Source organism: Pseudomonas sp. SWI44 (assembly GCF_002947915.1).
Taxonomy (GTDB): domain Bacteria; phylum Pseudomonadota; class Gammaproteobacteria; order Pseudomonadales; family Pseudomonadaceae; genus Aquipseudomonas; species Aquipseudomonas taiwanensis.
The window spans coordinates 5,056,936-5,079,550 of the sequence record NZ_CP026674.1 but is presented as its reverse complement, the minus strand read 5'-3'; the positions used below and the strand labels follow the sequence as shown (position 1 = coordinate 5,079,550).

Sequence of the window (22,615 nt, the reverse complement as noted above, 5' to 3'; positions counted from 1 at the left end):
GCGTATGCGCCTGTTTATTTGCGAGAAACCATCTCAAGCCCGTGATATCGCCCGGGCGCTGCAAGCCAGTCGGCGTGGCGACGGCTGCCTGCACGGAACGGGCGTCACCGTCACCTGGTGCGTTGGCCATCTGTTGGAAACGGCGCCCCCTGAGGCCTATGGGGACTACAAGCGCTGGTCACTGGACGATCTGCCCATCATCCCAGCGCGTTGGCAGCTGATCGTCAAACCCAAGGTCACCCGCCAACTGAAGGTCATCCACCAGCTGCTGCGCACCTGCAGCGACGTGGTGATCGCCACCGACGCCGATCGCGAGGGCGAAATGATCGCCCGGGAGATTCTCGAGCGCTGCCAGTACCAGGGGCCGGTGCTGCGCCTGTGGCTTTCCGCCCTCGATGATGCGTCGATCCGCCGGGCCTTGGGCACCCTGCACCCGGGCGAGCAGACCTTACCGCTGTACCACTGCGCGCTGGCCCGCTCCCGCGCGGACTGGCTGGTGGGCATCAATCTGAGCCGGTTGTTCACCCTGCTCGGTCGCCGTGCCGGCTTCGACGGCCTGCTGCCGGTGGGACGGGTGCAGACGCCGACGCTGCGTTTGGTGGTCGAGCGCGACCGAGCTATCGCGAGCTTTGTACCGCAACCGTTCTGGACCGTCGATGCTCACCTGGAAGTCGATGGCACAGGCTTTCTGTCCCGCTGGCAGCCACCCGCCGCGGTTTGCGACGACGCCGGGCGTTGCATCGACGAGGTAGCCGCACAGGCGGCAGCGCGACGTCTGAGCCAGCAGGGGTCAGCCAGGGTCCACAGTGTGGAGGTCGAACACGTTCGTGAAGGCCCACCGCTGCCCTTTGATCTGGGCACCCTGCAGGAGGTCTGCTCCGCCAAGTTCGGGCTCGGTGCGCAGGAGACCCTGGGGATCGCCCAGGCGCTGTACGAGACCCACAAGGCGACCACCTACCCGCGTACCGACTGCGGCTACCTCCCTGAGAGCATGCTCGATGAGGTACCGCGTGTCCTTCACGCCCTGGCGGCGGCCGCGCCTTCACTGGGACAAACGCTGAAAGACGTCGACCCTAGCCGCCGCTCCCGCGCCTGGAACAGCAGCAAGATCACCGCGCACCACGGCATCATTCCCACCGCCGTTTCGCTGGACCTGGCGCAGCTCTCCGAGCGCGAACGGGCAGTGTACACATTGATTCGCGCCCGCTACCTGGCGCAGTTTCTGCCCGAGCATGAATACCTGAAAACCCAGGCGCTGCTGCACAGCCAGGGTGATCAGTTACTCGCCCGCGGCAAGCAGATTTTGACCCGTGGCTGGAAAGCGGTGATCAACGAAGGCGACGGCCACGAGCCGGTTGAGCAGGCCCAGCACCTGCCGAGACTGCGTGAGGCGGCAGCACTGACATTGACCGACGCGACGATCAACGCGCAACGCACCCAGCCGCCCAAGGCTTACACAGAAGGCACCTTGGTCAAGGCGATGAAAACCATCGCCAACCAGGTGGACGACCCTCGGCTCAAGCAGAAGCTCAAGGACAGTTGCGGGCTCGGCACCGAAGCTACCCGCGCCGCTATAATCCAAGGCCTGATCGATCACGGCTACCTGACCAAGAAGAAACGCAGCCTGGCCGCCTCGGCGGCGGCCCATACCTTGATCGAGGCGGTACCGCCGGAGGTGGCCGACCCGGTGCTGACGGCGCTGTGGGAACAGGCGCTGGACCGCATCGAGTCAGGGCAACTGAGCGTCGAGACCTTCCTCGCCAAGCAGGCGGAGTGGCTGACCCGGCTGGTGCGCAGTCACGCCTCGCTCAGCCTGCGACCTCCTCCTAGCAAGGGGCCGCTCTGCCCGGTGTGCCGCAGTGCCATGCGTCAGCGCAAGGGTCGCACCGGCAGCTTCTGGTCCTGCACCCGCTACCCGGACTGCAAGGGCACCAAGCCGGTGGCGAAATCCAAACGGGGGAAAAACCCGTGACTTGACGAGGCACCATCGCGCTGGTGTAGTGAAGGTGCCCTTCGCCACGAGGCGATCCAAGACCGATTCGCTCCGGGCAGCTCGGTCAGACTCGTAGAGTTCGGAGCCACACTTCACTGCATCTTCGGATGGCTTCTCAGTGTCCTAGGTCCCCCAGGTGGATGACCCGTGCGGCTTGTGCCAGGCCGCAGGGGTCATCCGCTTCGGCGACGATGCTCAGCTCCGGTGCCCGCCGGCGAAACACTGGGCACCTTTTGTGCGCGGATGCGTGCCAGTTGATGCCGACCCAGACCACGACAAGGGTCGGGTGATCCAGGTGGATCAACCGCGGAAGTTTTGCGACGAACTTCGCTGGTAGGTTGCCGGATCAAGGGTGGTCCAATTCTTCCTAGCCTGATGACCGTCGGGCTATTTTTTCGCCTTCGAAAATCCACAGAACACCACCGTATTCCGCTGGCCAAAACCGCCTGCAATCCACGGTTGACGGGTATTTGCGCGCGTTTTATAGATGGGCTGCACACCGCTGTCGTTGACAGCGTCCAGGTAGCCAGAACCTTCAAGGCTACGCCCGTTTCGGGTGGTTCTCCCCAAGTGCGATGCGCGCTCGGCAGCTCGCACGGTCACCGTCCCCTCGGTGATGAGCGCTCTCTACACCGACACGTTTTTGCACCTCCCCTTGCGGAACTCACCCGCCACCAGGGCCGGTGGAGGTCCGCGTTTCAGCTGAACAGGAGCGCCATCATGACGACTGCAAGCAATAACGCCCCCACCACCTACTTCAACCTGCACACCCAAGGCATTGGATACCTTAACCGTGTGCGCGAAGTCCCGGTACGCCGCGGCCAAGCCTTCATGGCGTGTGACATCGCCGCCTTGCACGGTGCCTCGGACGACGTCGAGTACACCCGCTTCGACTGCAAGGTCGCCAGTGGTGAAGCCGACCGGCTGATCCGTGAACACCTGGAAGACGTCCGTGCTGAACGCAAGGTCCTGATCGCGTTTCGCATTGGCGACCTCTGGGTGGATCCCTTCCTGTACGAGAAAGGCGAGCGCAAGGGGCAACCCGGCGCCAGCCTCAAAGGCCGGCTGATCTTCATCGAGTGGATCAAGGTCGACGGCCAGTTCAGCTACCGTGCGCCGGTTCGCACCGACGCGGCCACCGTCTCTGACAGTGCCGAGGAAACGGAACGGGTAGATACCAACGATGACGCCAATCAGCGTCAGCCAACGCCGACCGCCGCACATAAATCCACCACAGCACCTCAGCCTGCCTGAGGCAGCTTGACCGCCAACAACAGGTGCTCCTACGAGCGCCTGTTGTTCACTCACGTCGGAGGTTGCCATGGAAAGCTTCTGGCTATGCGAGGACTGCCTACAGGCGGTCGCCTATGACGACTTCAGCGCGCTGTCGCTGTACTACAGCGAGGCTGAGGTCGAGCAACGCATCGCACACCTACGCACCGAACTGCTGGCCCTGCTGCCACTGAGCGCCGATTTCGACCCACACACCGGCGCCGGTTTCGAGGCCTGTTCCACCCGACCGTGCGAGGGCTGCCAGAGCTCGCTCCACGGTGCCCGTCATCGCTTCACGCGTCTTTGAGTCGCGCATTTCACCAGCCTGGGGCACTCCCCCAGGGGGCGCTCCATCTCCCACGAGGAATTGCCCATGAACACTGCCCTGAACCTGGTCGACCCACTCGACCCCGTGTTGGCCCAACGCGTCCGTGAGGATACGCTGATCACCGAAGCCTTGCAGTTGCTGGACCAGCGTCACTTCCAGCGCGGCGAGCAGCTGATCACCCCCGCCGATGCCGCGGCCTACCTGAAACTGCGACTCGCCCCGTACCACCACGAGGTGTTTGCCCTGCTCTGCCTCGACTCGCGTCACCGCGTGTTGAGCTTCGACATCCTGTTCACCGGCAGCATCGACGGGGCCTCGGTGTATCCCCGCGAGGTGGTCATCAAGGCACTGGAGCACAACGCCGCCGCCGTGATCTTCAGCCACAACCACCCTTCCGGCTGCTCGGAACCGAGCGGTGCCGATCGGGTGCTCACCACACGCCTGACCGAGGCCTTGGCCCTGGTTGAGGTCCGCGTCCTGGACCACATCATCGTCGGCGAAGGCACCCCGCTTTCGTTGGCCGAATACGGCTGGCTCTAACAGCCACCTCTGTCCAAGGGGGCCACCGCCAATTCGGGGTGGCCTCTGCGCCTTCGGAGAACCATCATGCACCCTTCCCTTCGCAACCCGTTTCTTCGCGGTTTCCACGATCTTCGCTTCGAGCGTGTCGTCCAGATCAGTTATGCCGACAACTGCCCGCCCTGCTACCGTGCGCTGCACCCGGCCCAGAACCCGCTACCCAATGAGTCCATCAACTTGCAGCCATGCCTGTTCGATGACGACTATGCCGTTATCACCGACAGCGAAAGGGTGCCACCATTTGTGCACCTGCGCTGCCCGGCGGTCGGCCGGGTGAGTACGGTGCTCTACCAGGTCATTGGCAGTCACCTCGAACGCCTGCTGCACCTCGGCGACCTCCCCAGCGAGGAAGCTGCACGTGACCTGATCGAGCAGTTGTCCTTCGCCACCGGGCACTACAGCCGCAGTTGGGAAATCAGCAGCGCTCACCTGCCGGCGGAAGCGTTCGAGTACCTGCAAGTACGCGCGTGGTGCAATTCACCGGCGAGCTTCTTCGAGTGCTTTGAACTCAACAGCAGCCATGCCGTGGGCTGCAAGTTGTATTCGACACCCTGGGTAGCAGGAATGGAGACAGAAAGCCGCAGTTGCAGCATCGACGAAGTCCGTGCACGCCTGCGCGATGATCATGTACCGCCCGCGTTACTCCAACTGCTCCTGCTGGCAGGTCAGGCGGACACCCGTTTTCTGATCTTCGACCCCGACGCCGCAGCGCTTCCGGAGCTGCCCCTGTTCACTGAAAACTGATCCAAGGCGCCCCACATGGGCGCCTTTTTTGTGGCCCCTGTCGGAAATCTGGCTGACTAGATTCGGTTTTTCAGTGGGGACCCGCCCGCACTTTCGCCAAGGTCTCGACAACTTTTGTCGAGACCTGGTCATGTATACCTCCTCCCTCCCTATCCTCGGTCTGATGATCGCGCTGGTTGGCTGCAGCACCCCACCACCGGCGCCCACGCCTGCACCAGCTGAGCCACCGCTCTCCTCGCTCAAGCCGAAGCCTTCGATACCGGCTTGGGTCCGCCAGGACCGCTACACCTTGGTCAGTACCCGGCCGACGCTGGAGCAGCGCCAGCCCCTGTACCAGCTCATCAACGTGCAAATCGCTCCGGCCCTGCACGCGCATGTCGGCGAAGCCCTGCGCCACGTGCTACAGCGTTCAGGCTACTCGCTCTGTCCCGACAGTGGGGTGGTGGATCGGTTGTTCCGCCGTCCTCTGCCTGCCGTGCACCACCAGCTCGGCCCGATCGCGCTGCTGGACGCCTTGACCATCATCGGTGGCCCGGCCTGGCGGCTCGATATCGATCCGGTCAAGCGGACCGTGTGCTACGCCCTACGCTTACCAGCGCCCGAACCACCCTTCTCGACCTTGGAGATTGCGCCATGAAGGTTCAACACTTTCAGGCCCTGGTGATCGGCGCGCTGTGCCTCGGCGCCGCGGTGCTCGCCGCCGAAACGTACAACCATCACCAGCAACTGACCGAGCTCCAGGCCGCCGCCCGCGATACCCCTGCCGATCCTGCGCCGGCCCTGCGCCGCGACATCGATGTACTGAGCAATACCCTCGCGACGCTGCAGCCGCAGGTAGCAGCGCTGGGCGAGGCGCAAGGCCAGAGTGCCTCAGCGCAGGCAGGCCTCAGCCAGCAACTGGCTGAGCTGAGCGCTTCACTGAAAGTGCTTCAAGCGACACCCCGTGGCCCGAGTAACGCCGATTTGACCAGACTGGAACAACGACTGGCCGCGGTTGAGACGGCGATCGAGAAACTGTCGACGCCCGCCGCTGTACCAGCGGCCGCCACCACACGGCCGGCTGCCTCCGCCGTCCAAAAAACCAAGGCCAAAGCCCCGACGCCGCCCTTCACCCTGCTGGGGATCGAGACCCGGGGTACCGTCAGGTTTGTGGCCGCCCTGCCCGCCGGTGCGCGGTCATTGTCGGCTGTGCACCTGCTGCAGCCCGGCGACAGTTTGAACAACTGGCAGTTGCGTGCGATCCGCGAGGACCAGGCCGTGTTCCACGTCCCGGATCATGGCGACCGCACACTGCCGCTGCCGTGAAGAGGTGCTTATGGTTCGGCTCTTCGCCCTCTCGCTCAGCCTGCTCCCCGCCGGCCTGCTGGCAAGCTCGGCCTGGAGCGCGCCGACGCTGGTCGACTCTGCCCCGCAGTACAGCGAGCAGAAGCGACTGGATCAGCAACATTCCGCTGCGGCTCAAGCCAAGGCCTGGGGGCTGACCGATGACGAGTGGGCCACGTTCAAGCGTCTGCAGGCTGGCCCCCGCCACTACTGGTCGCCACAGCTCGACCCGCTCACCACCCTGGGCGTGGAGGCCGACTCGGACCAGGAACGACAGCGCTATGCCGAGCTGCAGGTCCGCCTCGAAGCCAAACGCGCCGAACGCGAGTTGGCCTACCAGAAAGCCTACACCGCCGCCTGGGCGCGCCTGTTCCCGGGAATGCTGCCCGTGCAGGGGATGAGCGACGATGCAGCGCCCATGAGCAGCAGCCGCACTGCCTTGTTCGTGGAAGAACATTGCCCAGCCTGTATGACCCGTACCCAGCAGTGGCTGCGTGCCGGCGCGCGCCTGGATGTGTACCTGGTCGGCAGCCAAGGTGACGATGCGCGCCTGCGACAGTGGGCGCGTGACGCTGGCATTACCCCCGCCCAAGTCAGCAGCGGCCAGGTGACCCTCAACCACGACCGCGGTCGCTGGTTCGGGCTGGGCGCCACCCGCCCGTTGCCGGCACGCTTCCAACAGGTAGACGGAAAATGGCAGCGTCTCGACTGATCCTCGCCCTGGCCTTGACCGCGGTCAGCGCCGTTCAGGCGGGCGCCCTGCCGCCGCCAGCCTACCAGTTGGCCGCCGCGCGGGCTGGTATCCCCGCCTCCGTGCTGTTCGCCATCGCCCTGCAGGAAAGCGGCACGCCGCTGCGCGGTCACCTCATGCCCTGGCCCTGGACCTTGAATGTTGCCGGCACGCCGCAGCGCTTTGCCAGCCGCCATGAGGCCTGTGCCGCGCTCCGCCAGGCGCTGGCCGACCACAATCCCAAACGCATCGATGTCGGACTGGGACAGACCAACCTTGGCTACCACCCGGACCGCTACCCCAGCGCCTGCGACGCCCTCGACCCACGCGCGAACCTCGCCGTCACCGCCGACCTGTTGCGCACGCACTATGCCGACACGGGCGACTGGGTGGTGGCGGCCGGCCGCTATCACCGGCCAGCCGGCGGTGCACCCGCGGCGCGCTATCGCAGACAATTCAGCCGACACTGGCAGCGCATCGAGGCGGTTGTGTCTTTGCCTGGAGGGGCACTGCCATGAGCCGCTCGTGCCTGATGGCGCTGGTCATCTGTCTGTCGATACCGCTCACCGTGGTCGCCGCCCCTAGCATGCCCCCCGATCCCAGCAAACTGAAATGGGTGCTGCCAGTGCGCAGCGAGCGCCTCACGCCGGGTACCGTGCCGCCTAGAACGCTGGACCTCCCCGCCATCACACCACTGTTCCTGGTCGGGCAAGACGCCTTCTCCCTGAACTGGTTGTCCCGCCATGCGCAGGCGTTGCGGGACCTGGGCGCCAGCGGACTGGCCGTCGAGGTCGCCGACGTCCAGGCCTTGCGCCGCATCCAGGCGGCGGCCCCTGGGGTGAACATCTGGCCGGTGAGTGGCGACGACATCGCCGAGCGGCTGGAGCTGGAGCACTACCCCGTGCTCATCACCCCCACCGGCCTGGAACAGTGAGGGTGCGCCATGGATGACCATGCGATGGAGTCCTTGCTGCGGCCGGCGGTGGAGCTGTACACCGTGGGCATCTGCGCCGGTGCCGGCGCCCTGTGCCTGCACTCACCCTGGGCGGTGGCACTGTCGCCCGAGGTGGGCACAGGGATGGCCCTGGCCTACACCGCGTTCGGCCTCAAGCGGCTCAATGAGGCTCGAATCGTCTTGCGTTATCGACGCAACATTCGTCGCTTACCGCGCTACTCGTTGACCAGCCGGCAGATTCCGGTGAGTGGCAAACGCCTGTTCATAGGCCGCGGCTTTCGCTGGACCCGACTGCATACGCAGCGCCTGCTCGAGGCGCAGGATCCGGCGCTGGCCCGCTACGTCAACCAATCAGCCGCTTTTCAATGGGCGCGCCGGATGGAACATGCACTGGAGAAGGCGCCACCCGGGTTGTCGCTCTTGCCCCACCTGACCGCATGGGACAGCCCGTTCAATCCGGTGCGTCCGCTGCCTCCGGTCGGCGGCTCACCGTTGTTGCATGGCGTAGAGCCGGATGAGCAGGAGGTCTCGTTGCCATTGATCGAACGCGTGGGCCACACGTTGGTACTGGGCACCACCCGGGTGGGTAAAACACGTGTGGCTCAGGTGTACATCACTCAGGATATCCACCGGCCCACTCGGGAAGTGGTGATCGTCTTCGACCCCAAGGGCGATGCCGAGCTCCTCACCAGCATGTATGCGGATGCAAAGCGAGCTGGTCGCGAAAACGAATTTTACGTCTTTCACCTGGGCTGGCCGGAGATCTCCGCGCGCTACAACGCCATCGGCCGCTTCGGCCGCATCTCGGAAGTCGCTACGCGGATCGCTGGTCAGTTGAGCGGTGAAGGCAACTCCGCAGCGTTCCGTGAATTTGCCTGGCGCTTTGTCAACATCATCGCCCGCGCCCTGATTGAGCTGGGCCGGCGCCCGGACTACCTGCAGATCCAGCGGCACGTGGTGAACATCGATGCATTATTCATCGAATATGCCCAGCACTTCTTCGCCCACCATGATCCGCAGGCCTGGGAAGCGATCGTGCAGATCGAGGGTCGCCTCAACGAGAAGAACGTGCCGCGGCACATGATTGGCCGGGAAAAGCGCGTAGTCGCCATCGAACAGTATCTAACCGCCAAGCGCATCTTCGATCCAGTGATGGACGGCCTGCGCTCGGCCGTGCGTTATGACCGCACCTACTTCGACAAGATCGTCGCCTCACTGTTGCCGTTGCTGGAGAAGCTCACCAGCGGCAAGACAGCTCAGCTGCTCGCCCCCAACTATACCGACCTGGACGACCCGCGGCCGATCTTCGATTGGCTGCAGGTCATCCGCAAACGCGGCATCGTCTACGTCGGCCTGGATGCGCTGTCCGATGCCGAAGTCGCGGCCGCCGTCGGTAACTCGATGTTTGCCGATCTGGTTTCCGTGGCCGGCCATATCTACAAGCATGGCATCGACCACGGCCTGCCGGGCTCCTCCAGCGCGGCGGACAAGGTCGCTATCAACCTGCACGCTGACGAGTTCAACGAGCTGATGGGCGACGAGTTCATTCCGCTGATCAACAAGGGCGGTGGTGCCGGTATCCAGGTCACCGCGTATACCCAGACCTTGAGCGATATCGAGGCGCGTATCGGCAGCCGGGCCAAGGCCGGCCAGGTCATTGGCAACTTCAACACCTTGCAGATGTTGCGGGTGCGGGAAACCGCGACTGCGGAACTGCTGACCAATCAACTGCCCAAGGTCAATGTACAAACGCGTACCCTGGTCTCCGGGGCGACGGACACCGCCGACCCCGACGCCCGTACCGATTTCACCTCCTCCTCGCAAGACCGGGTCACCACCACCGCCGTGCCGCTGATCGAGCCCGCACACATCATCGCCCTGCCGAAGGGCCAGATGTTTTCGTTCCAAGAAGGCGGGCAACTGTGGAAGGTACGGATGCCGCTGACCAAACCGGCCAGTGAAGATGACATGCCAGCGGACCTACAGACCCTCGCTGCACGCATGCGCGAGTCCTACAACGCCAATGCGGGTACCTGGTGGATCAGCGCCGGAGGTGCGCCGACGGTCGACTTTGATCCCGAGATGCCCCCGCCTGGACGTAGACGTGCCTCGTAAGCGGCCCGACAACAATCGAGTACTGTGGAGCCCGTATGCCCACTACCCCACCTAGCCAACCTCCCGCACAACGACGTCCGGGGCTCATTTTCGGTACGCTCGAGCTATGCCTAAGGCTACTGGGCCTGCTGTTCGCCGCGCTGGTGTTCTCCATCGTGCTGGAGTTCGCGGGCATGCTGTGGTTCTGGCCGGAACAAGGCTGGCATCACAGCTATGCCATGTGGCAGACCGAGCTCGGCTGGCTCAGCAGCCACTTTAAGAGTTCGTTGCTCGTGCAAGAGCCGGCGCAAGTGACCGCGAAAATCCTTGAGCACCTGAACGACTGGATCGTAGTCCGTTCCGGCTGGGCGCAATCCGACGACTACTTGAAGCTGCTCAGTCACGCCCCCTCGCTTCAGGGGCAGTTTGCTCAAGTGTACGTCGTGGTACAGGACTACCTACTGGCGGCCATATTCATAGTCTTCACGTTCGTAGTGCGCCTGACCGTCCTCACCCTGGCCATTCCCCTCTTCCTCCTCGCTGTGCTCACCGGTGCGGTCGACGGGTTGATGCGCCGCGACTTGCGCAAGTTCGGAGCGGGCCGAGAGAGCAGCTTTGTCTACCACAGAGCAAAACGGGCATTGCGACCACTGATGGTCAGTCCCTGGATGATCTACCTCTCGTTGCCGTGGTCAATCAATCCCAACTGGATACTCCTACCCTGCGCCGCACTACTCGGTCTTATGGTCGCCATTACCGCCGCGGCATTCAAAAAGTATCTCTAACTGGCCGCAGTGCCTAATCGATTTTTTCGTTGTAGTGATGCGGCTAGAATTTCTGGATATTGATCTTCTGTTGAGCCGACGCGGTCTGTGTACCTATAAAAGGCCCTGGAGCCCACTGAACAAGAAAATCCGTTTCACCTACGCATCTTGAAGCCTCCGGCATTTTTTGACAGCCTTGTGTTGTCGATACTGCACCCCTCCAGACCGGCAATCTCTCAGACCCCGGAAACGTATTTGCACCGCACAGGCAGACCACACTGTGATTGAAATAAAGAAGCCGAAAGAAGAGGCTGTCGAACTTTTCACCCTACTGAAACAACTGTTCATCCTCGCGAACAGGCACTCGATCACTCGCAAGATGCTAATGGCAGCAGTGGGGATTGCGATTTCTGGCAGTTATCTTGGCACCGCGACCTACCAACTCCAAGATTATAGAGCGCGATCGGAAGCGTATTACAAGGCATACAGTTCACTAGAGGAAGAGCGGCGCATTCAGCACGCCCTGGATTACGTTCAACTGTGCATCGACACCCCAAAAGATCCAGAGACGCTATCCGCGTATTACTGCAAGCAGGCAGTCGATGCCTATCAGAACCTTTTTGCCCACTACCCCGGCAGTTACGGTGCGGAGAACATAGAGCGAGCAGCATATGGAGCTATGAAAGTCGATTTGAACAACAAACTGCGTTACGAACAGATCGACCGAACGCTCGGCGACACTCCACAAATGCAGGAGTTGCTCAAATATCTGCTCACCACTGCGGGTTTAGTAATTGCCCTGTTGCTGACCGTCACAGCGATGATTACCACCTATTACTTTTTCTACCGCATGAATCGCTCCTCCGTATCCACTACCGACGAGCCGAGCGATGCCTGATAAATTCTTGGCTTTCAGCCCCTAGAACCCGCTTATGGCGAATCACTCGTTGCGAAACAACTTACTTACCGCCATCCTCAACTCAACGCACATAGCTGGCTCCCGCCACGTCACCGCCGCGTGCGACCGAAATCATCAAGACAGGGCAGACCAACAGGTGATCTTCGCTGGTATCCCGTCAGCGAAGCCGTGGGCATGTCCGCAATCAAGGGATGAAAATGATTGAGCTTGTCAGTGAGACTCGCCAGCAGGTCCGCCTAGCGCTTTGAGCTGGTATTCGTTGACCGCCTGGAACTGTGCCTCGGCGATCAGGCGCAAACGCTCAACTTCCTCAGCAGGTTTGCCCGCAGCTTGCGCCTCGTGGAATCGCTTCATTGCGGTCACAGCATCTGTATACATGGGATGGTCTGGGTACAGGACTGGCGGTAACTTGTTATTCATCTGTTCTCCAAGCAGGCACGGGCGGACATTACATCATAGATGGACTTCAGTGCCGGGATGAACTGACTGCTTGGATATTCCCGGCATTCCTGCCCTACGACGATCCCAATCTATTGCGTCGATGCTCTAAAGCGAAGACCGGAAAATCCCTTTAGTTCATGCCAAAAACTGCCTGATGCCTCAGGGTAAACGCCAGATACACCGCGGGATTCCGCCATGAAGACTATTCATTATTTCTTTCTACTTACCTGTTTGGTGACTCTTGGTGCTGCGGCTCAAGACGTTCGCGAGCGCTCGGACCTGGGGCTTGCGCAGCGGCAAATCATGGCGATCGAACAGATGGCTGATCGCGCACGGAGCAGCCAGGTCAATGCTGATGGGGCTCGCTATCGCTTCGACTATCAGAGGTTTGCTGCGGATCTCCAACGCGTGCGCCAGGGCATCCACAAATACCTGTCGCCCTCCCGTGCACAGCCGGCCGAACTTACCGGTGATTATCGCGCTGAGACGCCCGATGCGGGGTCGTCCGATGAGCATGACTGACGTCCAACTCAGCGCGTTCTCGGCCGTGGCCGGGTTTACCCCGCAGCTCAGCTCGGTGCTATGGCGCTCATCGGTGCTGGTGCTGTCGTTGCTCTGGTGCGCCTGGGCTTTGTGGACAGGCTACCGCGGCTGGGCTGCCGGCAACCTCAATTTCGGCGCACTTGGCGGCAGCACGCTGCGCCTGGCGTTAGCACTGATCGTGCTGATGTTTTTCATGCTGTCGTAACCAGGAGACCTTGCCATGAACCTCTCCCGTCGTTGCCATCGCCCGCTCACCCTGCCGCGGAAGAGCTGTTCGAAAATCCTGCTCGGCGCCCTAGTGCTGCTGAGCTCGACGCTCACCTGGGCTGATCTGCCGACCATGGAAGCACCCTCGCGCGGCGAAGGAGCGGGACTGATCGACACCATCAAGAACTACGCCTACGACGGTGGGATCCTGCTCGGTCTGTTGATCGCGACCCTCGCCTTCCTGGGCGTGGCCTGGCATTCGCTCACCGTCTACGCCGACGTGCAGAACCAGCGCAAGACCTGGAAGGATCTCGGCGCCGTGGTCGGCGTCGGCGCGCTGCTGGTGGTGGTGATCCTGTGGTTCCTCACCAAAGCTGCGACGATCCTGTGAGGTTTCCATGTCCGACGCCCCTGCAACCCTGCCTGACGGCACGCTGACGTTCCTGCCTGAGCGCCTCAACCGCGACCCGGCTGTTTTGCGTGGCCTCACCAACGACGAGATGTGGGTCGCGCTGATTGTCGGTACCGGGCTGGGTGTGATCCTCGGCGCGCCGCTGGCGGTGGCCACCGCTTCCATCGCCACCCTTCCCACCTGCATGTTCCTCTGCATGGCGTTGGTATTGCTCGGCGGCGGCAAGCTGCTGCGCCGGGCCAAGCGTGCTCGTCCCGAAACCTGGTTGTACCGGCGCCTGCAGTGGCACCTGGCGGCGCACTGGGGCATCGGTAGCCACCAACTGATCCTGCATTCGGGTCCTTGGACCGTTCGGCGCACGCGCCGACCTGCGAGGACCGCCCCATGAGCCGCTTCCGCAACAAGGTGGATGCGCAGCAAGCGCATATCCTCAGCCTGCGCCTGGCCGTGGCGACCCTGGCGCTGCTGTGCAGTGTGCTCTGGTACGGCTGGCAATCCGCACCTTCCGAACTGACCATCCACGTGCCTCCGGATCTGCGCTCCGGCAGCACGCGCAAATGGTGGGATGTGCCGCCGGAAAACATCTATGCCTTTGCGCTGTACATCTTCGGCCAGCTCAACCGTTGGCCCACCGACGGCGAGGTCGACTACCACCGCGCCATTTTCGCCCTGCAGCCCTACCTGACACCGGCGTGCAAGACCTTCTTCGATGGCGACTTCGAGTACCGCAAGGCGGCCGGCGAACTGCGCGGCCGCGTGCGCGGCGTGTACGAGGTGCTGGGCCGCGGCTACAGCGATGATCCCGACCTGCGGGTAAAGCAGCTGGATAAGCACAGCTGGCTGATCAAGCTCGACCTCAATGCCGACGAGTACTACGCCGCCGAACCGGTGAAACGTGTGGTGGTGCGCTACCCATTGCGCGTAGTGCGCTTCGACGTCGATCCCGAGCACAACAAGTGGGGCCTGGCCCTGGACTGCTACGAAGGCACACCGCAGAAGCTGACGCTGCCTGGAGGTGCGTGATGATGCGTGTCTTGATCCTGTTTCTGGTGTCGGTGGCCGGGTGGTGTTCTGCCGCAGCCGCCGTCGAGGTCAGGTACTGGGACCGCCTGCCGCTCGCTGTGCCGCTGACGGTAGGTCAGGAACGTATCCTGATGGTGGATGAGGATGTCCGCGTCGGGTTGCCGAGTGCGATCACCAGCAAGCTGCGCGTGCAGTCGGTCGGCGGAACGGTGTACCTGCGTGCGTCGGAAGCCATCTCCCCTACTCGACTGCAGCTGCAGTCGGTGAAGTCGGGGGACATCATCCTGATCGATATCGAAGCACTAGAGGGTAGCGAGTCACTGGAGCCGGTCAAGATCGTTGCCCAGGCGCAGGCGCCGGACGTAGAAACTGCGAAGGATGCAGCGCCTGCAGCGACGCCAGTACCGATTGTGCTGACTCGCTATGCGGCGCAGAACCTTTATGCGCCGCTGCGCACCGTGGCGCCCTTGCCTGGTGTGCGTCGAGTCCCGCTAGGCGACTCCTCTGCATTCAGCACATTGCTGCCGACCGAGCACGTGGCTATCAAGGGCATCGCCGCCTGGCGGCTGGGTGAGTATTGGGTGACGGCGGTGAAGATCGTCAACCGTGGGCCGGCCAAGGTCACACTGGACCCACGTCACCTGCAGGCCATGCTGTACGCCGCCACCTTCCAGCACGAGCACCTGGGGCGCGCCGGCACACCTGAAGACACCACGGTGGCGTACCTTGTCACCCAGGGCGGCGACCTGAAGCACGCGCTGCTGCTGCCACCTCCAGCAACGGAGGCCGCCGATCATGAAAGCTAACGGTTTGCTGAAATGGCTGGTACCCGGGGTCCTGCTGGGGATTGTGCTGATCATCGGCAAATCCTGGGTGTCTGCGCCGGATGCTCAACCTGCCCATGATCCCGAAAACGCTGCCCTCAGTCCGGAACAGGCCAAAGCACTCGGCATCGCCGGCGACACGCCGCGCGATACCGTGGCCACGCTGATCGGGCAGGTCAAGGCGATGCGTAGCGAGATGCTGTCGCTGAAGAAAGGCAATGAGGCACTGCAGAACGAGAACAACCGGCTGCGCACGCGCGAGGGCAACATCGACAGCCGTATCCAGAGCACGCTGAGCAGTGTCACCCAGCAAGTCTTCGAGCAACGCCAGCAGGCCAACGATGCTCGTCAGAAGGCTGATCAGCAACACCGCGAGACCCAAGGATTGCTGTCCCGGCTCAAGGACCAGCTCACCAGCAAGCCCACCACGAAGTCCGACGTGCCGGTGGGCTTCGGTCTCGAGCCGGGTGACGAGCAACAATTCTCCGGGGCGCAACCACCGGCGGATGCAGTGCAGTGGATCGAACCGTCGAATACGCACGCCAGCCAGAAAGGGGCCGGCAACGCCGAGGGGCCATTATCGGCGCTGACGTCGAAGTTCAAGGATCTGCATGGCCTGGACAACAATGCGATCGATCGCGGCCAGGATCATCTACGTGCCGTAGCCAAAGGCGAGCGCGACCTGGGAAACACTCAGGATTGGGCCGAGGGTGCCAAGCCGGTCTACACCATCCCGGAGAACTCGACCCTGATGGGCTCGATCGCCATGACTGCCCTGATTGGCCGGGTGCCGGTGGACGGCACGGTGAACGATCCCTATCCGTTCAAGGTGCTGGTGGGGCCGGACAACCTCACCGCCAACGGCATCGACCTACCGGACGTGGTCGGCGCCGTCATGAGCGGTACCGCCGCCGGCGACTGGACCTTGTCGTGCGTGCGCGGCCAGGTCGAGTCGATCACCTTTGTCTTCAGCGACGGCACCGTGCGCACGGTACCGCAGCCGCAGAAGGTGGTCAGCCGCAACCGTAGCAGCACCCAGACCTCGGATACCGAAAAGACCCACGGGGGCCTGGGCTACATCTCCGACCCTTACGGCATTCCCTGCATCTCCGGCGAGCGCCGCTCCAACGCCCAGCAGTACCTGGGCAGTCAGAGCCTGATCACCGCGGCCGGCGCCGGCTTCGCTGCGGCGCTCGGCAGCGAGCAGACCAACACTTCCTTCATCAACTCGGCCAGCGGCAGCCTGGGGCTGAGCCAGAACAGTGGCAACAGCGCGCTGAACTCGGTCATCAGCGGTGGTATCGGCGACATCCGTGACTGGGTCAACAAACTCTACGGCGAAGCCTTTGCCGCCATCTACGTTCCACCAGGGGCCAAAGTGGCGTTGCACCTGGATCACGAAATCAGCATCGACTACGAACCCAAAGGCCGGAGAGTGAACCATGAAAGCCCATCCGTTTCGGTACTGGACCTGGATTAGCCTGCTGCTTTGCCTGCACATGGCGGGCTGCACCACCAGCAAGGACGAAATGTTGCCCCACGGCGAGCAAACCATGCTGGATATCTGGAACAGCGGCGGCTCGGTTGGCACGCAGCAGCAGTTACAGGAAGCGCGCGGCGAACTGCGCCGGCCGGTGCTCGATCCCGAGCGCCTGATCAAAGACCAGAGCGCCTACACCCGCACGGCGGCCAATGAGATCCGCGCCCAATTCCCGCGGCTGCCCAACCCGGACCTGGTGATGTACGTCTACCCGCACCTGGCCGGCACCCAACAGGCGCCAGTACCCGGCTACTCGACCGTATTCCCGCTGTACGAGAAGGTCCAGTACGCGCTGCCCGGCGAACGCCTGGACGATCTGTGATGGACGATGACGCAGATCGCGCCCCGCCACGCTGGCAGCCCTGGCGCGCGGCGCAGCGTCGGCGCGCAACGCGTGCGGATGAGGCCGCCCAGTATGCGCACAACCCCAGCTTCACCGACCACTTGCCCTGGGTCGAATACCTCGAGGAGCAGCAGTGCTTTCTGCTCGACGACAACCGCTCGGTCGGCGCCGTGTTCGAGTTGCAGCCGATCGGGACCGAGGGCCGTGAGCCCGAATGGCTGATGGCGGCACGCGATACGCTGGAGGATGCGCTGCAGGACAGCTTCGACGAGCTCGACCAAGCGCCTTGGGTGGTGCAGTTTTTCTGCCAGGACGACAGTGATTTTTTGCCGTACCTGCAGCGCTTGGAGCAGTACGTTACACCACGAGCGACAGGGACGCCGTTCACCCAAGCCTTCCTCGCGTCGATGCAACGACACCTGGACGCCATCGCCAAGCCGGGTGGTTTGTTCGACGACCATGTCGTGTCACATCTGCCCTGGCGCGGCAGCAATCGACGGATTCGGCTAGTGGTCTATCGCTGGTTGGGCGACCAGGCCGACGACGACGGGCAGAGCCCGGCTCAACTGCTGGGGAGGACCTGTGACAGCCTGGTGGCCTCATTGCAGGCCTGCGGGGTCAATCCTCACCGGCTTAACGGACGGGACTTCTACGCCTGGTTGCTGCCCTGGTTCAACCCGGCCCCTACCCTCACTGGCGAATCACCGGCGGCGTTCTATCAACACGTGCCCTACCCCGAGGCCGATGACGGCGATGGCCTGTCGCTGCCGTTCGACCATGACTTTGCCGAGCGACTGTTCTTCCATGAGCCGCGCTCGGACAGCGAGCAGGGGTTGTGGTACTTCGATAACCAGCCGCACGCCGTGATGGTGGTCGACAAACTGCGCAGACCGCCCCATATCGGCCAACTGACCGGCGAGACCCGCAAAGGCGAGGCGCTCAACGCGTTGTTTGACCAATTGCCGGAGCAGGCCGTCATGAGCCTGACCTTGGTGATCACGCCCCAGGACGTACTCGAGGAGCAGCTCAACCGCCTGGCGCGCAAAGCCATCGGTGAAAACCTGGCCTCGACCCAGACTCGCCAGGATGTGGAAGAAGCTCGCGCGCTGATCGGCCGCCAGCACAAGCTGTACCGCGGAACCTTGGCGCTGTACCTGCGTGGCACTGACGAACAACAACTGCGCCAGCGCTCGATCCAGGCGGCCAATGTGCTGCTCGGCGCCGGTCTGCAGCCGGTCCGCGAGGGTGATGAAGTCGCCGCGTGCAACAGCTACCTGCGCTGGCTGCCGATGGTCTACAACCCCGCCCGCGATACGCGCAACTGGTACACCCGATTGTTGTTTGCCCAACATGTCGCCAACCTGCTACCCCTGTGGGGACGCAGCATCGGTACCGGCAATCCGGGAATCACCTTTTTCAATCGTGGTGGTGCGCCCGTGTCGTTCGATCCATTGTCACGCTTTGATCGCTCCATGAATGGCCACCTGCTGTTGTTCGGCCCGACGGGCGCCGGCAAGTCGGCCACCCTGGTCTCGATCCTCATGCAGGTCATGGCCGTGTACCGGCCGCGGTTGTTTATCGTCGAAGCCGGTAATTCCTTCGGCCTGCAGGGCGACTACTTCGCCACCCTCGGGCTGACCGTCAACAAGGTTCAGCTCAAACCCGGCAGCGGCTTGAGCCTGGCCCCCTTCACCGATGCTCAGCGGCTGATCGAGCGCCCCGACCAGGTCGCCAGCCTGTCGACCGAGGACCTGGATGAGGTCGCGTCGGACAGTGACGAGCAACGCGATGTGCTGGGCGAGCTGGAGATCACCGCTCGCCTGATGATCACCGGTGGTGAAACCAAGGAGGAGGCGCGATTGACTCGGGCAGACCGCAGCCTGATCCGCGAGTGCATCCTTGATGCCGCCAGGCACTGCGCGGCCAGCGACCAGCAGGTCATGACACGCCATGTTCGTGATGCGCTTCGCGCGGTGGCCGGCGACGCCCATCTGCCCGACAAGCGTCGCGAGCGGGCCCAGGAAATGGCCGAGTCCATCGACCTGTTCTGTCAGGGCTTCGAAGGCGCGTTGTTTGATCGGCCGGGCACACCCTGGCCGGAAAGCGATGTCACGATCGTCGACCTCGCCACTTATGCCCGTGAGGGCTATGAAGCGCAGATGTCGATCAGCTACATCAGCCTGATGAACACGGTGAACAACCTCGCCGAACGCGACCAGTACCTCGGCCGCCCGATCATCATGGTCACCGACGAAGGCCACATCATCACCAAGAATCCGCTGCTGGCGCCCTTTGTGGTCAAGGGCACCAAGATGTGGCGCAAGCTCGGCGCGTGGTTCTGGTTGGCAACGCAGAACCTGGCCGACTTCCCCGACGCGGCGCAGACCATGCTCAACATGATCGAGTGGTGGATCTGCCTCAACATGCCGCCAGCGGAGATCGAGGAGATCGCGCGCTTCAAGAAGCTCACGCCGGCGCAGAAGACCCTGCTGTTGTCTGCGAGCAAAGCCTCGGGCCAGTACACCGAGGGCGTGGTCCTGTCGAAGCAGCTGGAGACACTGTTTCGCGCGGTACCACCGAGCCTGTACCTCGCCCTGGCCATGACCGAGCCCGAGGAAAAAGCCCAGCGCTGGCGGCTGATGGAGGAGCATCAGCAGTCCGAGCTGGACGCCGCCCTGCAGGTCGCCGCGGAGATCGATCGCCTGCGCGGCATGTCGTGAACACCTCAGTACCAGCGTAATTCGAAGCCCTTTCCCTCTATGAAAATCGACAGGAGTACATTTGTACTCCACTGATGTTTTCGCACTATTCGCAGCCTTCAGGTGAGCGACGGACGAAACCGATCACCCCGGCCTCGGTTTGTTCGTCTCGCTCTTTTGCCTGATCCGGGATGCTGCAGCTTGGCGCATGGATGCACACCGCTGCCACCTGCCGAGCGCTGCCCATGAACGTGACCGTCACGACCCCATGCAGAGCACCACAGCCCAAGAAGACTGATCGTGGCCGTGCGTTCATGGCGATCGCTTTGCTCGTGGCCGCCGAGCAGAGTCTGGCGCTGACCACACCCGCCATCATCGCCTCTGTCACTTCGCTGCAGTGCCTGGAGTACCGCGTCGTCGGGATCTGCTACTGGCTGCTGTGCACGCCGTTCGGCTGTACGGTGAGGAGCTCGCCCAAAGTCCGACACTTCATCCCCGAGTTGGTGGTATCGAGTTATGCCGACACCGGCGGCAACCCCTGGGACGAGATGTCCGCATTGTCGGCGCCAACGCCCCTGTCACAAGGCGGCGGTAACCTGATCACGCCTTCGCCACAGCGCAACAACCTGCCCCGCTTCAAGAATGTCGACGGCATCGGGCATCCCGGTGGCGCCGCACTGACAGCCCTGGCCCACAGTTTCGGCTATGCGTGTCCGAGCGGGGCGGTGCCGCTTGCACCCTACTACCTCAGCACGCTCGATCCGCTGGCCTGGCGTCAAGCCATCCCCGAGTCCGTCTACCCACAGGCACTCATCCCGGGCATGCGCGAGATTGGCAGCCAGGCCCTCGACAACATGTGGGGCAGCGTCTACCCACGGCAGGGTTTTCTGGTACAGCCCGACGACTTCAAGGCCGCTGCGGTGATGGCACAGCGCGCCAGCGACTTCATCACCCGCGTTGGCCAGCCGCACGTGTATTTGCCGCTGCAGCCAACGCCAGCTCCGGGCTATTGGCCGCCGCAACCGGTGATGGAGAGCAACGTCAACAACCACCGCTGGCAGTTGCTCGCACCGGTGATTCAGAACACCTGCGCCATCTTCCCCAGCCCGACGATCCAGAGTGCCGATGGCGCCTATGCCTGGTCGCTGTGGCGGCCCTACCGCTGCTGCCAGCGCATGGGGCAGACCTTTCTGTTCAGCATCGACTTTGATGGCGGCCAATCATGAACACCCTCTCGTTCGGACTGGCATGCTTCCTCGTGTGCGCCGCCGGCCATGCCGCCGAGAACGGCTACCACCTTGGGGATCAGGCCCAGGTGTTGGACGACCGCGTGATGTACACCATCGGCGGCGGATCGGCGGCGGGCGCGCCCTCCTCGCTCTACCGACCCAGCGGGCTCGGCGTGGGCCTGTCCTGGCGCGCGAACATGATGTGCGGAAATATGAACCTGTCCAACACCCTGCAGAATCAGCTCAACGGTGCCACGCAGGGTTTCCAGCAGATCATGGGCAATGTCATCCAGAACGCCACCCAGGCGGTGATGTCCTTGCCGGCGATGATCATCCAACGCGCCAACCCCGGGCTGTACGAGCTGCTGAGCAACGGCGTGCTGCAGGGGCGCATCGACTTTGACCGTTCAAAGCTCACCTGCCAGGCGATGGCGGCCAGAATGGCGGACAAGGTGGACCAAGCCGGTTGGGGAGCGCTGGCACAGAACCAGGAAATGCAGCACAACCTGGAGCAGTCCGACGGGGATGCCGTGGTGGCGGTGAAAAACACCGAATCGAACAATGGCAACAATGGCATCAGTTGGGTCGGCGGGCAGAAAGCTGGCGGCCATGGCCAAGCGCCCATTCGGGTGACCTCGGACGTGGTCAAGGCGGGCTATAACCTGCTGCACAACCGCTCGGTCGAAGACACCTCGGCCATCGGCTCAGGTTGTCAGACTGGCGCGATCTGCCAAGCCTGGTCGACCCCCGAGGAGGCATCCGAATGGGCCACTCGGGTGCTCGGAGAAACCGAGGTAGAGACCTGCGACGACTGCGAGACGTTGCGCGTCAGCGCGGGTGCAGGCCTCACGCCGCTGATCCAGGAAACCTACACGCAGCACCTTGAAGGCCTTGAGCGCATGCTGTCGGGTGCTGAGCAGCCTACACCGGAAAACCTTGGCAAAGTCTCCAGTCCTTTGCTACCAGTCTCGCGCGGGGTCATCGAGGGCCTGCGCGACGACCCTGACCAGAACCTGCTGGCCCGGCGCTTGGCCAGTGAGACCGCGCTGTCAAGTGTGATCTACAAGGCGATGCTGCTGCAGCGTACGTTGCTGGCCGGCAGCCGTGAGCCCAATGTGGCATCGGCGCAGCCCGCCACCACCGCCCTCGACAGCAATGGCGAAACGCTGGAGCGCGAGATCCGCCTGCTGCAAACGGAACTGCAGGTACGCCAGTTGCTGGCCACCAACACCGCCAGCTTGGTCCTCGATCGCCACGCCGGTGGCGCAGACGCTTCCCGCAGTATCGATCAGCGCGATCCGCAGCCGGACCGCCTGCGCCGGGCTGAACAAGAGAGGGGCACGCCATGATGTCGTTTTCTTTGAGGACCACGGTCATCCAGGTCCTGCTGATCTTCGGCGCCATCGTGGCCATGTTGCTGATTGCCTGGATGGCGCTGCACCTGACCGACGCCCAGCTTGATGGGGTCGAACCGGCGCGGGTGAAATCACCCTATTTCGCCTACTGGCGCGCCCTGCTGTACACCCTGATCTTCGCCGGCTGGTCTGCGGTGCTGCGCTTGCGGCCAGCGCCCGAGGAGCAGCAACGGCTCAGGCGCCTGGGACTGATTGGCTTCGCCTCGATCATCCTGGTCGAACTGTCGCGCGAGTGAGG

Annotated in this window: 26 protein-coding genes; 25 read left to right on the top strand and 1 reads right to left on the bottom strand. The window is 63.1% G+C overall.

Annotated features, from left to right (window positions below; all coding sequences use genetic code 11):
• Positions 1 to 4 precede the first annotated feature (4 nt).
• The 13 genes from C4Q26_RS24030 to C4Q26_RS23970 all read left to right on the top strand — a co-directional run bounded on the left by C4Q26_RS24030 (position 5) and on the right by C4Q26_RS23970 (position 11,680).
• Positions 5 to 1,972, top strand: coding sequence for a DNA topoisomerase III (locus tag C4Q26_RS24030; protein ID WP_104883720.1), 1,968 nt, complete (start codon positions 5 to 7; stop codon positions 1,970 to 1,972).
• A 741-nt stretch (positions 1,973 to 2,713) separates the two neighbouring features.
• Positions 2,714 to 3,247 carry an STY4534 family ICE replication protein gene (locus tag C4Q26_RS24025; protein ID WP_104883719.1) on the top strand — a complete coding sequence of 178 codons (534 nt, stop codon included), beginning with the start codon at positions 2,714 to 2,716 and terminating at the stop codon, positions 3,245 to 3,247.
• A gap of 67 nt (positions 3,248 to 3,314) precedes the next feature.
• Complete coding sequence (locus C4Q26_RS24020) at positions 3,315 to 3,572, top strand: hypothetical protein (protein WP_104883718.1); 258 nt, start codon at positions 3,315 to 3,317, stop codon at positions 3,570 to 3,572.
• 66 nt (positions 3,573 to 3,638) lie between these two features.
• On the top strand, positions 3,639 to 4,133 hold the full coding sequence (locus C4Q26_RS24015; protein WP_104883717.1) for a JAB domain-containing protein: 495 nt from the start codon (positions 3,639 to 3,641) through the stop codon (positions 4,131 to 4,133).
• A 66-nt stretch (positions 4,134 to 4,199) separates the two neighbouring features.
• Positions 4,200 to 4,916: a hypothetical protein gene (locus C4Q26_RS24010; protein ID WP_104883716.1), complete on the top strand. Its 717-nt coding sequence runs from the start codon at positions 4,200 to 4,202 to the stop codon at positions 4,914 to 4,916.
• 130 nt (positions 4,917 to 5,046) lie between these two features.
• Positions 5,047 to 5,553, top strand: coding sequence for a PilL N-terminal domain-containing protein (locus C4Q26_RS24005; RefSeq protein WP_104883715.1), 507 nt, complete (start codon positions 5,047 to 5,049; stop codon positions 5,551 to 5,553).
• Positions 5,550 to 6,221 (top strand): hypothetical protein, encoded by a 672-nt coding sequence (locus C4Q26_RS24000; protein ID WP_104883714.1) that lies wholly within the window; start codon positions 5,550 to 5,552, stop codon positions 6,219 to 6,221. The genes C4Q26_RS24005 and C4Q26_RS24000 overlap by 4 nt, the downstream gene beginning before the upstream one ends.
• A 10-nt stretch (positions 6,222 to 6,231) precedes the next feature.
• Complete coding sequence (locus C4Q26_RS23995) at positions 6,232 to 6,951, top strand: TIGR03759 family integrating conjugative element protein (protein ID WP_104883713.1); 720 nt, start codon at positions 6,232 to 6,234, stop codon at positions 6,949 to 6,951.
• A complete protein-coding gene (locus C4Q26_RS23990) occupies positions 6,933 to 7,487 on the top strand; it encodes a glucosaminidase domain-containing protein (protein ID WP_104883712.1) in 555 nt (184 codons plus the stop codon). The genes C4Q26_RS23995 and C4Q26_RS23990 overlap by 19 nt, the downstream gene beginning before the upstream one ends.
• A complete protein-coding gene (locus C4Q26_RS23985; protein ID WP_104883711.1) occupies positions 7,484 to 7,903 on the top strand; it encodes an integrating conjugative element protein in 420 nt (139 codons plus the stop codon). The genes C4Q26_RS23990 and C4Q26_RS23985 overlap by 4 nt, the downstream gene beginning before the upstream one ends.
• 9 nt (positions 7,904 to 7,912) lie before the next feature.
• On the top strand, positions 7,913 to 10,039 hold the full coding sequence (gene traD / locus C4Q26_RS23980) for a type IV conjugative transfer system coupling protein TraD (RefSeq protein WP_104883710.1): 2,127 nt from the start codon (positions 7,913 to 7,915) through the stop codon (positions 10,037 to 10,039).
• Between the two features lie 35 nt (positions 10,040 to 10,074).
• Positions 10,075 to 10,803 (top strand): TIGR03747 family integrating conjugative element membrane protein, encoded by a 729-nt coding sequence (locus tag C4Q26_RS23975; RefSeq protein WP_104883709.1) that lies wholly within the window; start codon positions 10,075 to 10,077, stop codon positions 10,801 to 10,803.
• Positions 10,804 to 11,062: 259 nt separating this feature from the next.
• On the top strand, positions 11,063 to 11,680 hold the full coding sequence (locus C4Q26_RS23970) for a hypothetical protein (protein WP_104883708.1): 618 nt from the start codon (positions 11,063 to 11,065) through the stop codon (positions 11,678 to 11,680).
• Positions 11,681 to 11,911: 231 nt separating this feature from the next.
• On the opposite strand, the gene C4Q26_RS23965 is transcribed toward C4Q26_RS23970, so the two are convergent.
• Positions 11,912 to 12,121: a hypothetical protein gene (locus C4Q26_RS23965; RefSeq protein WP_104883707.1), complete on the bottom strand. Its 210-nt coding sequence runs from the start codon at positions 12,119 to 12,121 to the stop codon at positions 11,912 to 11,914.
• Between the two features lie 216 nt (positions 12,122 to 12,337).
• On the opposite strand from C4Q26_RS23965, the gene C4Q26_RS23960 reads away from it, so the two are divergent.
• The 12 genes from C4Q26_RS23960 (at position 12,338) to C4Q26_RS23905 (ending at position 22,613) form a co-directional block, all read left to right on the top strand.
• A complete protein-coding gene (locus C4Q26_RS23960; protein ID WP_104883706.1) occupies positions 12,338 to 12,664 on the top strand; it encodes an RAQPRD family integrative conjugative element protein in 327 nt (108 codons plus the stop codon).
• A complete protein-coding gene (locus C4Q26_RS23955) occupies positions 12,651 to 12,890 on the top strand; it encodes a TIGR03758 family integrating conjugative element protein (RefSeq protein WP_104883705.1) in 240 nt (79 codons plus the stop codon). The genes C4Q26_RS23960 and C4Q26_RS23955 overlap by 14 nt, the downstream gene beginning before the upstream one ends.
• 15 nt (positions 12,891 to 12,905) lie before the next feature.
• Complete coding sequence (locus tag C4Q26_RS23950) at positions 12,906 to 13,283, top strand: TIGR03745 family integrating conjugative element membrane protein (protein WP_104883704.1); 378 nt, start codon at positions 12,906 to 12,908, stop codon at positions 13,281 to 13,283.
• Positions 13,284 to 13,290: 7 nt separating this feature from the next.
• On the top strand, positions 13,291 to 13,692 hold the full coding sequence (locus C4Q26_RS23945; protein ID WP_104883703.1) for a TIGR03750 family conjugal transfer protein: 402 nt from the start codon (positions 13,291 to 13,293) through the stop codon (positions 13,690 to 13,692).
• Positions 13,689 to 14,327, top strand: coding sequence for a PFL_4703 family integrating conjugative element protein (locus tag C4Q26_RS23940; RefSeq protein ID WP_104883702.1), 639 nt, complete (start codon positions 13,689 to 13,691; stop codon positions 14,325 to 14,327). The genes C4Q26_RS23945 and C4Q26_RS23940 overlap by 4 nt, the downstream gene beginning before the upstream one ends.
• Entirely contained in the window at positions 14,327 to 15,133 is an 807-nt protein-coding gene (locus tag C4Q26_RS23935; RefSeq protein ID WP_104883701.1) for a TIGR03749 family integrating conjugative element protein, read from the top strand. Before C4Q26_RS23940 ends, C4Q26_RS23935 begins: the two co-directional genes overlap by 1 nt.
• Entirely contained in the window at positions 15,123 to 16,631 is a 1,509-nt protein-coding gene (locus tag C4Q26_RS23930; RefSeq protein ID WP_104883700.1) for a TIGR03752 family integrating conjugative element protein, read from the top strand. Before C4Q26_RS23935 ends, C4Q26_RS23930 begins: the two co-directional genes overlap by 11 nt.
• The gene (locus C4Q26_RS23925) at positions 16,594 to 17,013 is read left to right on the top strand and encodes a TIGR03751 family conjugal transfer lipoprotein (RefSeq protein WP_104883699.1); all 420 of its coding nucleotides are present in this window, start codon (positions 16,594 to 16,596) and stop codon (positions 17,011 to 17,013) included. Before C4Q26_RS23930 ends, C4Q26_RS23925 begins: the two co-directional genes overlap by 38 nt.
• Positions 17,013 to 19,754, top strand: coding sequence for a conjugative transfer ATPase (locus C4Q26_RS23920; protein WP_104883698.1), 2,742 nt, complete (start codon positions 17,013 to 17,015; stop codon positions 19,752 to 19,754). Before C4Q26_RS23925 ends, C4Q26_RS23920 begins: the two co-directional genes overlap by 1 nt.
• Before the next feature lie 293 nt (positions 19,755 to 20,047).
• Positions 20,048 to 20,959: a TIGR03756 family integrating conjugative element protein gene (locus tag C4Q26_RS23915; RefSeq protein ID WP_371919610.1), complete on the top strand. Its 912-nt coding sequence runs from the start codon at positions 20,048 to 20,050 to the stop codon at positions 20,957 to 20,959.
• Entirely contained in the window at positions 20,956 to 22,311 is a 1,356-nt protein-coding gene (locus C4Q26_RS23910; RefSeq protein ID WP_104883696.1) for an integrating conjugative element protein, read from the top strand. The genes C4Q26_RS23915 and C4Q26_RS23910 overlap by 4 nt, the downstream gene beginning before the upstream one ends.
• On the top strand, positions 22,308 to 22,613 hold the full coding sequence (locus C4Q26_RS23905) for a hypothetical protein (RefSeq protein ID WP_104883695.1): 306 nt from the start codon (positions 22,308 to 22,310) through the stop codon (positions 22,611 to 22,613). The genes C4Q26_RS23910 and C4Q26_RS23905 overlap by 4 nt, the downstream gene beginning before the upstream one ends.
• The last annotated feature ends 2 nt before the right edge of the window (positions 22,614 to 22,615 follow it).

What these genes read in the sequence shown, in the direction of transcription:
- C4Q26_RS23925 (WP_104883699.1), top strand. Translation starts at nt 16,594, where the DNA reads ATGAAAGCCCATCCGTTTCGGTACTGGACCTGGATTAGCCTGCTGCTT.
- C4Q26_RS23905 (WP_104883695.1), top strand. Translation starts at nt 22,308, where the DNA reads ATGATGTCGTTTTCTTTGAGGACCACGGTCATCCAGGTCCTGCTGATC.
- C4Q26_RS23995 (WP_104883713.1), top strand. Translation starts at nt 6,232, where the DNA reads ATGGTTCGGCTCTTCGCCCTCTCGCTCAGCCTGCTCCCCGCCGGCCTG.
- traD (WP_104883710.1), top strand. Translation starts at nt 7,913, where the DNA reads ATGGATGACCATGCGATGGAGTCCTTGCTGCGGCCGGCGGTGGAGCTG.
- C4Q26_RS23945 (WP_104883703.1), top strand. Translation starts at nt 13,291, where the DNA reads ATGTCCGACGCCCCTGCAACCCTGCCTGACGGCACGCTGACGTTCCTG.
- C4Q26_RS23960 (WP_104883706.1), top strand. Translation starts at nt 12,338, where the DNA reads ATGAAGACTATTCATTATTTCTTTCTACTTACCTGTTTGGTGACTCTT.
- C4Q26_RS23975 (WP_104883709.1), top strand. Translation starts at nt 10,075, where the DNA reads ATGCCCACTACCCCACCTAGCCAACCTCCCGCACAACGACGTCCGGGG.
- C4Q26_RS23965 (WP_104883707.1), bottom strand. Translation starts at nt 12,121, where the DNA reads ATGAATAACAAGTTACCGCCAGTCCTGTACCCAGACCATCCCATGTAT.
- C4Q26_RS23935 (WP_104883701.1), top strand. Translation starts at nt 14,327, where the DNA reads ATGATGCGTGTCTTGATCCTGTTTCTGGTGTCGGTGGCCGGGTGGTGT.
- C4Q26_RS24010 (WP_104883716.1), top strand. Translation starts at nt 4,200, where the DNA reads ATGCACCCTTCCCTTCGCAACCCGTTTCTTCGCGGTTTCCACGATCTT.
- C4Q26_RS23930 (WP_104883700.1), top strand. Translation starts at nt 15,123, where the DNA reads ATGAAAGCTAACGGTTTGCTGAAATGGCTGGTACCCGGGGTCCTGCTG.
- C4Q26_RS23950 (WP_104883704.1), top strand. Translation starts at nt 12,906, where the DNA reads ATGAACCTCTCCCGTCGTTGCCATCGCCCGCTCACCCTGCCGCGGAAG.
- C4Q26_RS23990 (WP_104883712.1), top strand. Translation starts at nt 6,933, where the DNA reads ATGGCAGCGTCTCGACTGATCCTCGCCCTGGCCTTGACCGCGGTCAGC.
- C4Q26_RS23940 (WP_104883702.1), top strand. Translation starts at nt 13,689, where the DNA reads ATGAGCCGCTTCCGCAACAAGGTGGATGCGCAGCAAGCGCATATCCTC.
- C4Q26_RS23910 (WP_104883696.1), top strand. Translation starts at nt 20,956, where the DNA reads ATGAACACCCTCTCGTTCGGACTGGCATGCTTCCTCGTGTGCGCCGCC.
- C4Q26_RS23985 (WP_104883711.1), top strand. Translation starts at nt 7,484, where the DNA reads ATGAGCCGCTCGTGCCTGATGGCGCTGGTCATCTGTCTGTCGATACCG.
- C4Q26_RS24000 (WP_104883714.1), top strand. Translation starts at nt 5,550, where the DNA reads ATGAAGGTTCAACACTTTCAGGCCCTGGTGATCGGCGCGCTGTGCCTC.
- C4Q26_RS24025 (WP_104883719.1), top strand. Translation starts at nt 2,714, where the DNA reads ATGACGACTGCAAGCAATAACGCCCCCACCACCTACTTCAACCTGCAC.
- C4Q26_RS23920 (WP_104883698.1), top strand. Translation starts at nt 17,013, where the DNA reads ATGGACGATGACGCAGATCGCGCCCCGCCACGCTGGCAGCCCTGGCGC.
- C4Q26_RS24005 (WP_104883715.1), top strand. Translation starts at nt 5,047, where the DNA reads ATGTATACCTCCTCCCTCCCTATCCTCGGTCTGATGATCGCGCTGGTT.
- C4Q26_RS23955 (WP_104883705.1), top strand. Translation starts at nt 12,651, where the DNA reads ATGAGCATGACTGACGTCCAACTCAGCGCGTTCTCGGCCGTGGCCGGG.
- C4Q26_RS24020 (WP_104883718.1), top strand. Translation starts at nt 3,315, where the DNA reads ATGGAAAGCTTCTGGCTATGCGAGGACTGCCTACAGGCGGTCGCCTAT.
- C4Q26_RS24030 (WP_104883720.1), top strand. Translation starts at nt 5, where the DNA reads ATGCGCCTGTTTATTTGCGAGAAACCATCTCAAGCCCGTGATATCGCC.
- C4Q26_RS24015 (WP_104883717.1), top strand. Translation starts at nt 3,639, where the DNA reads ATGAACACTGCCCTGAACCTGGTCGACCCACTCGACCCCGTGTTGGCC.
- C4Q26_RS23915 (WP_371919610.1), top strand. Translation starts at nt 20,048, where the DNA reads ATGGCGATCGCTTTGCTCGTGGCCGCCGAGCAGAGTCTGGCGCTGACC.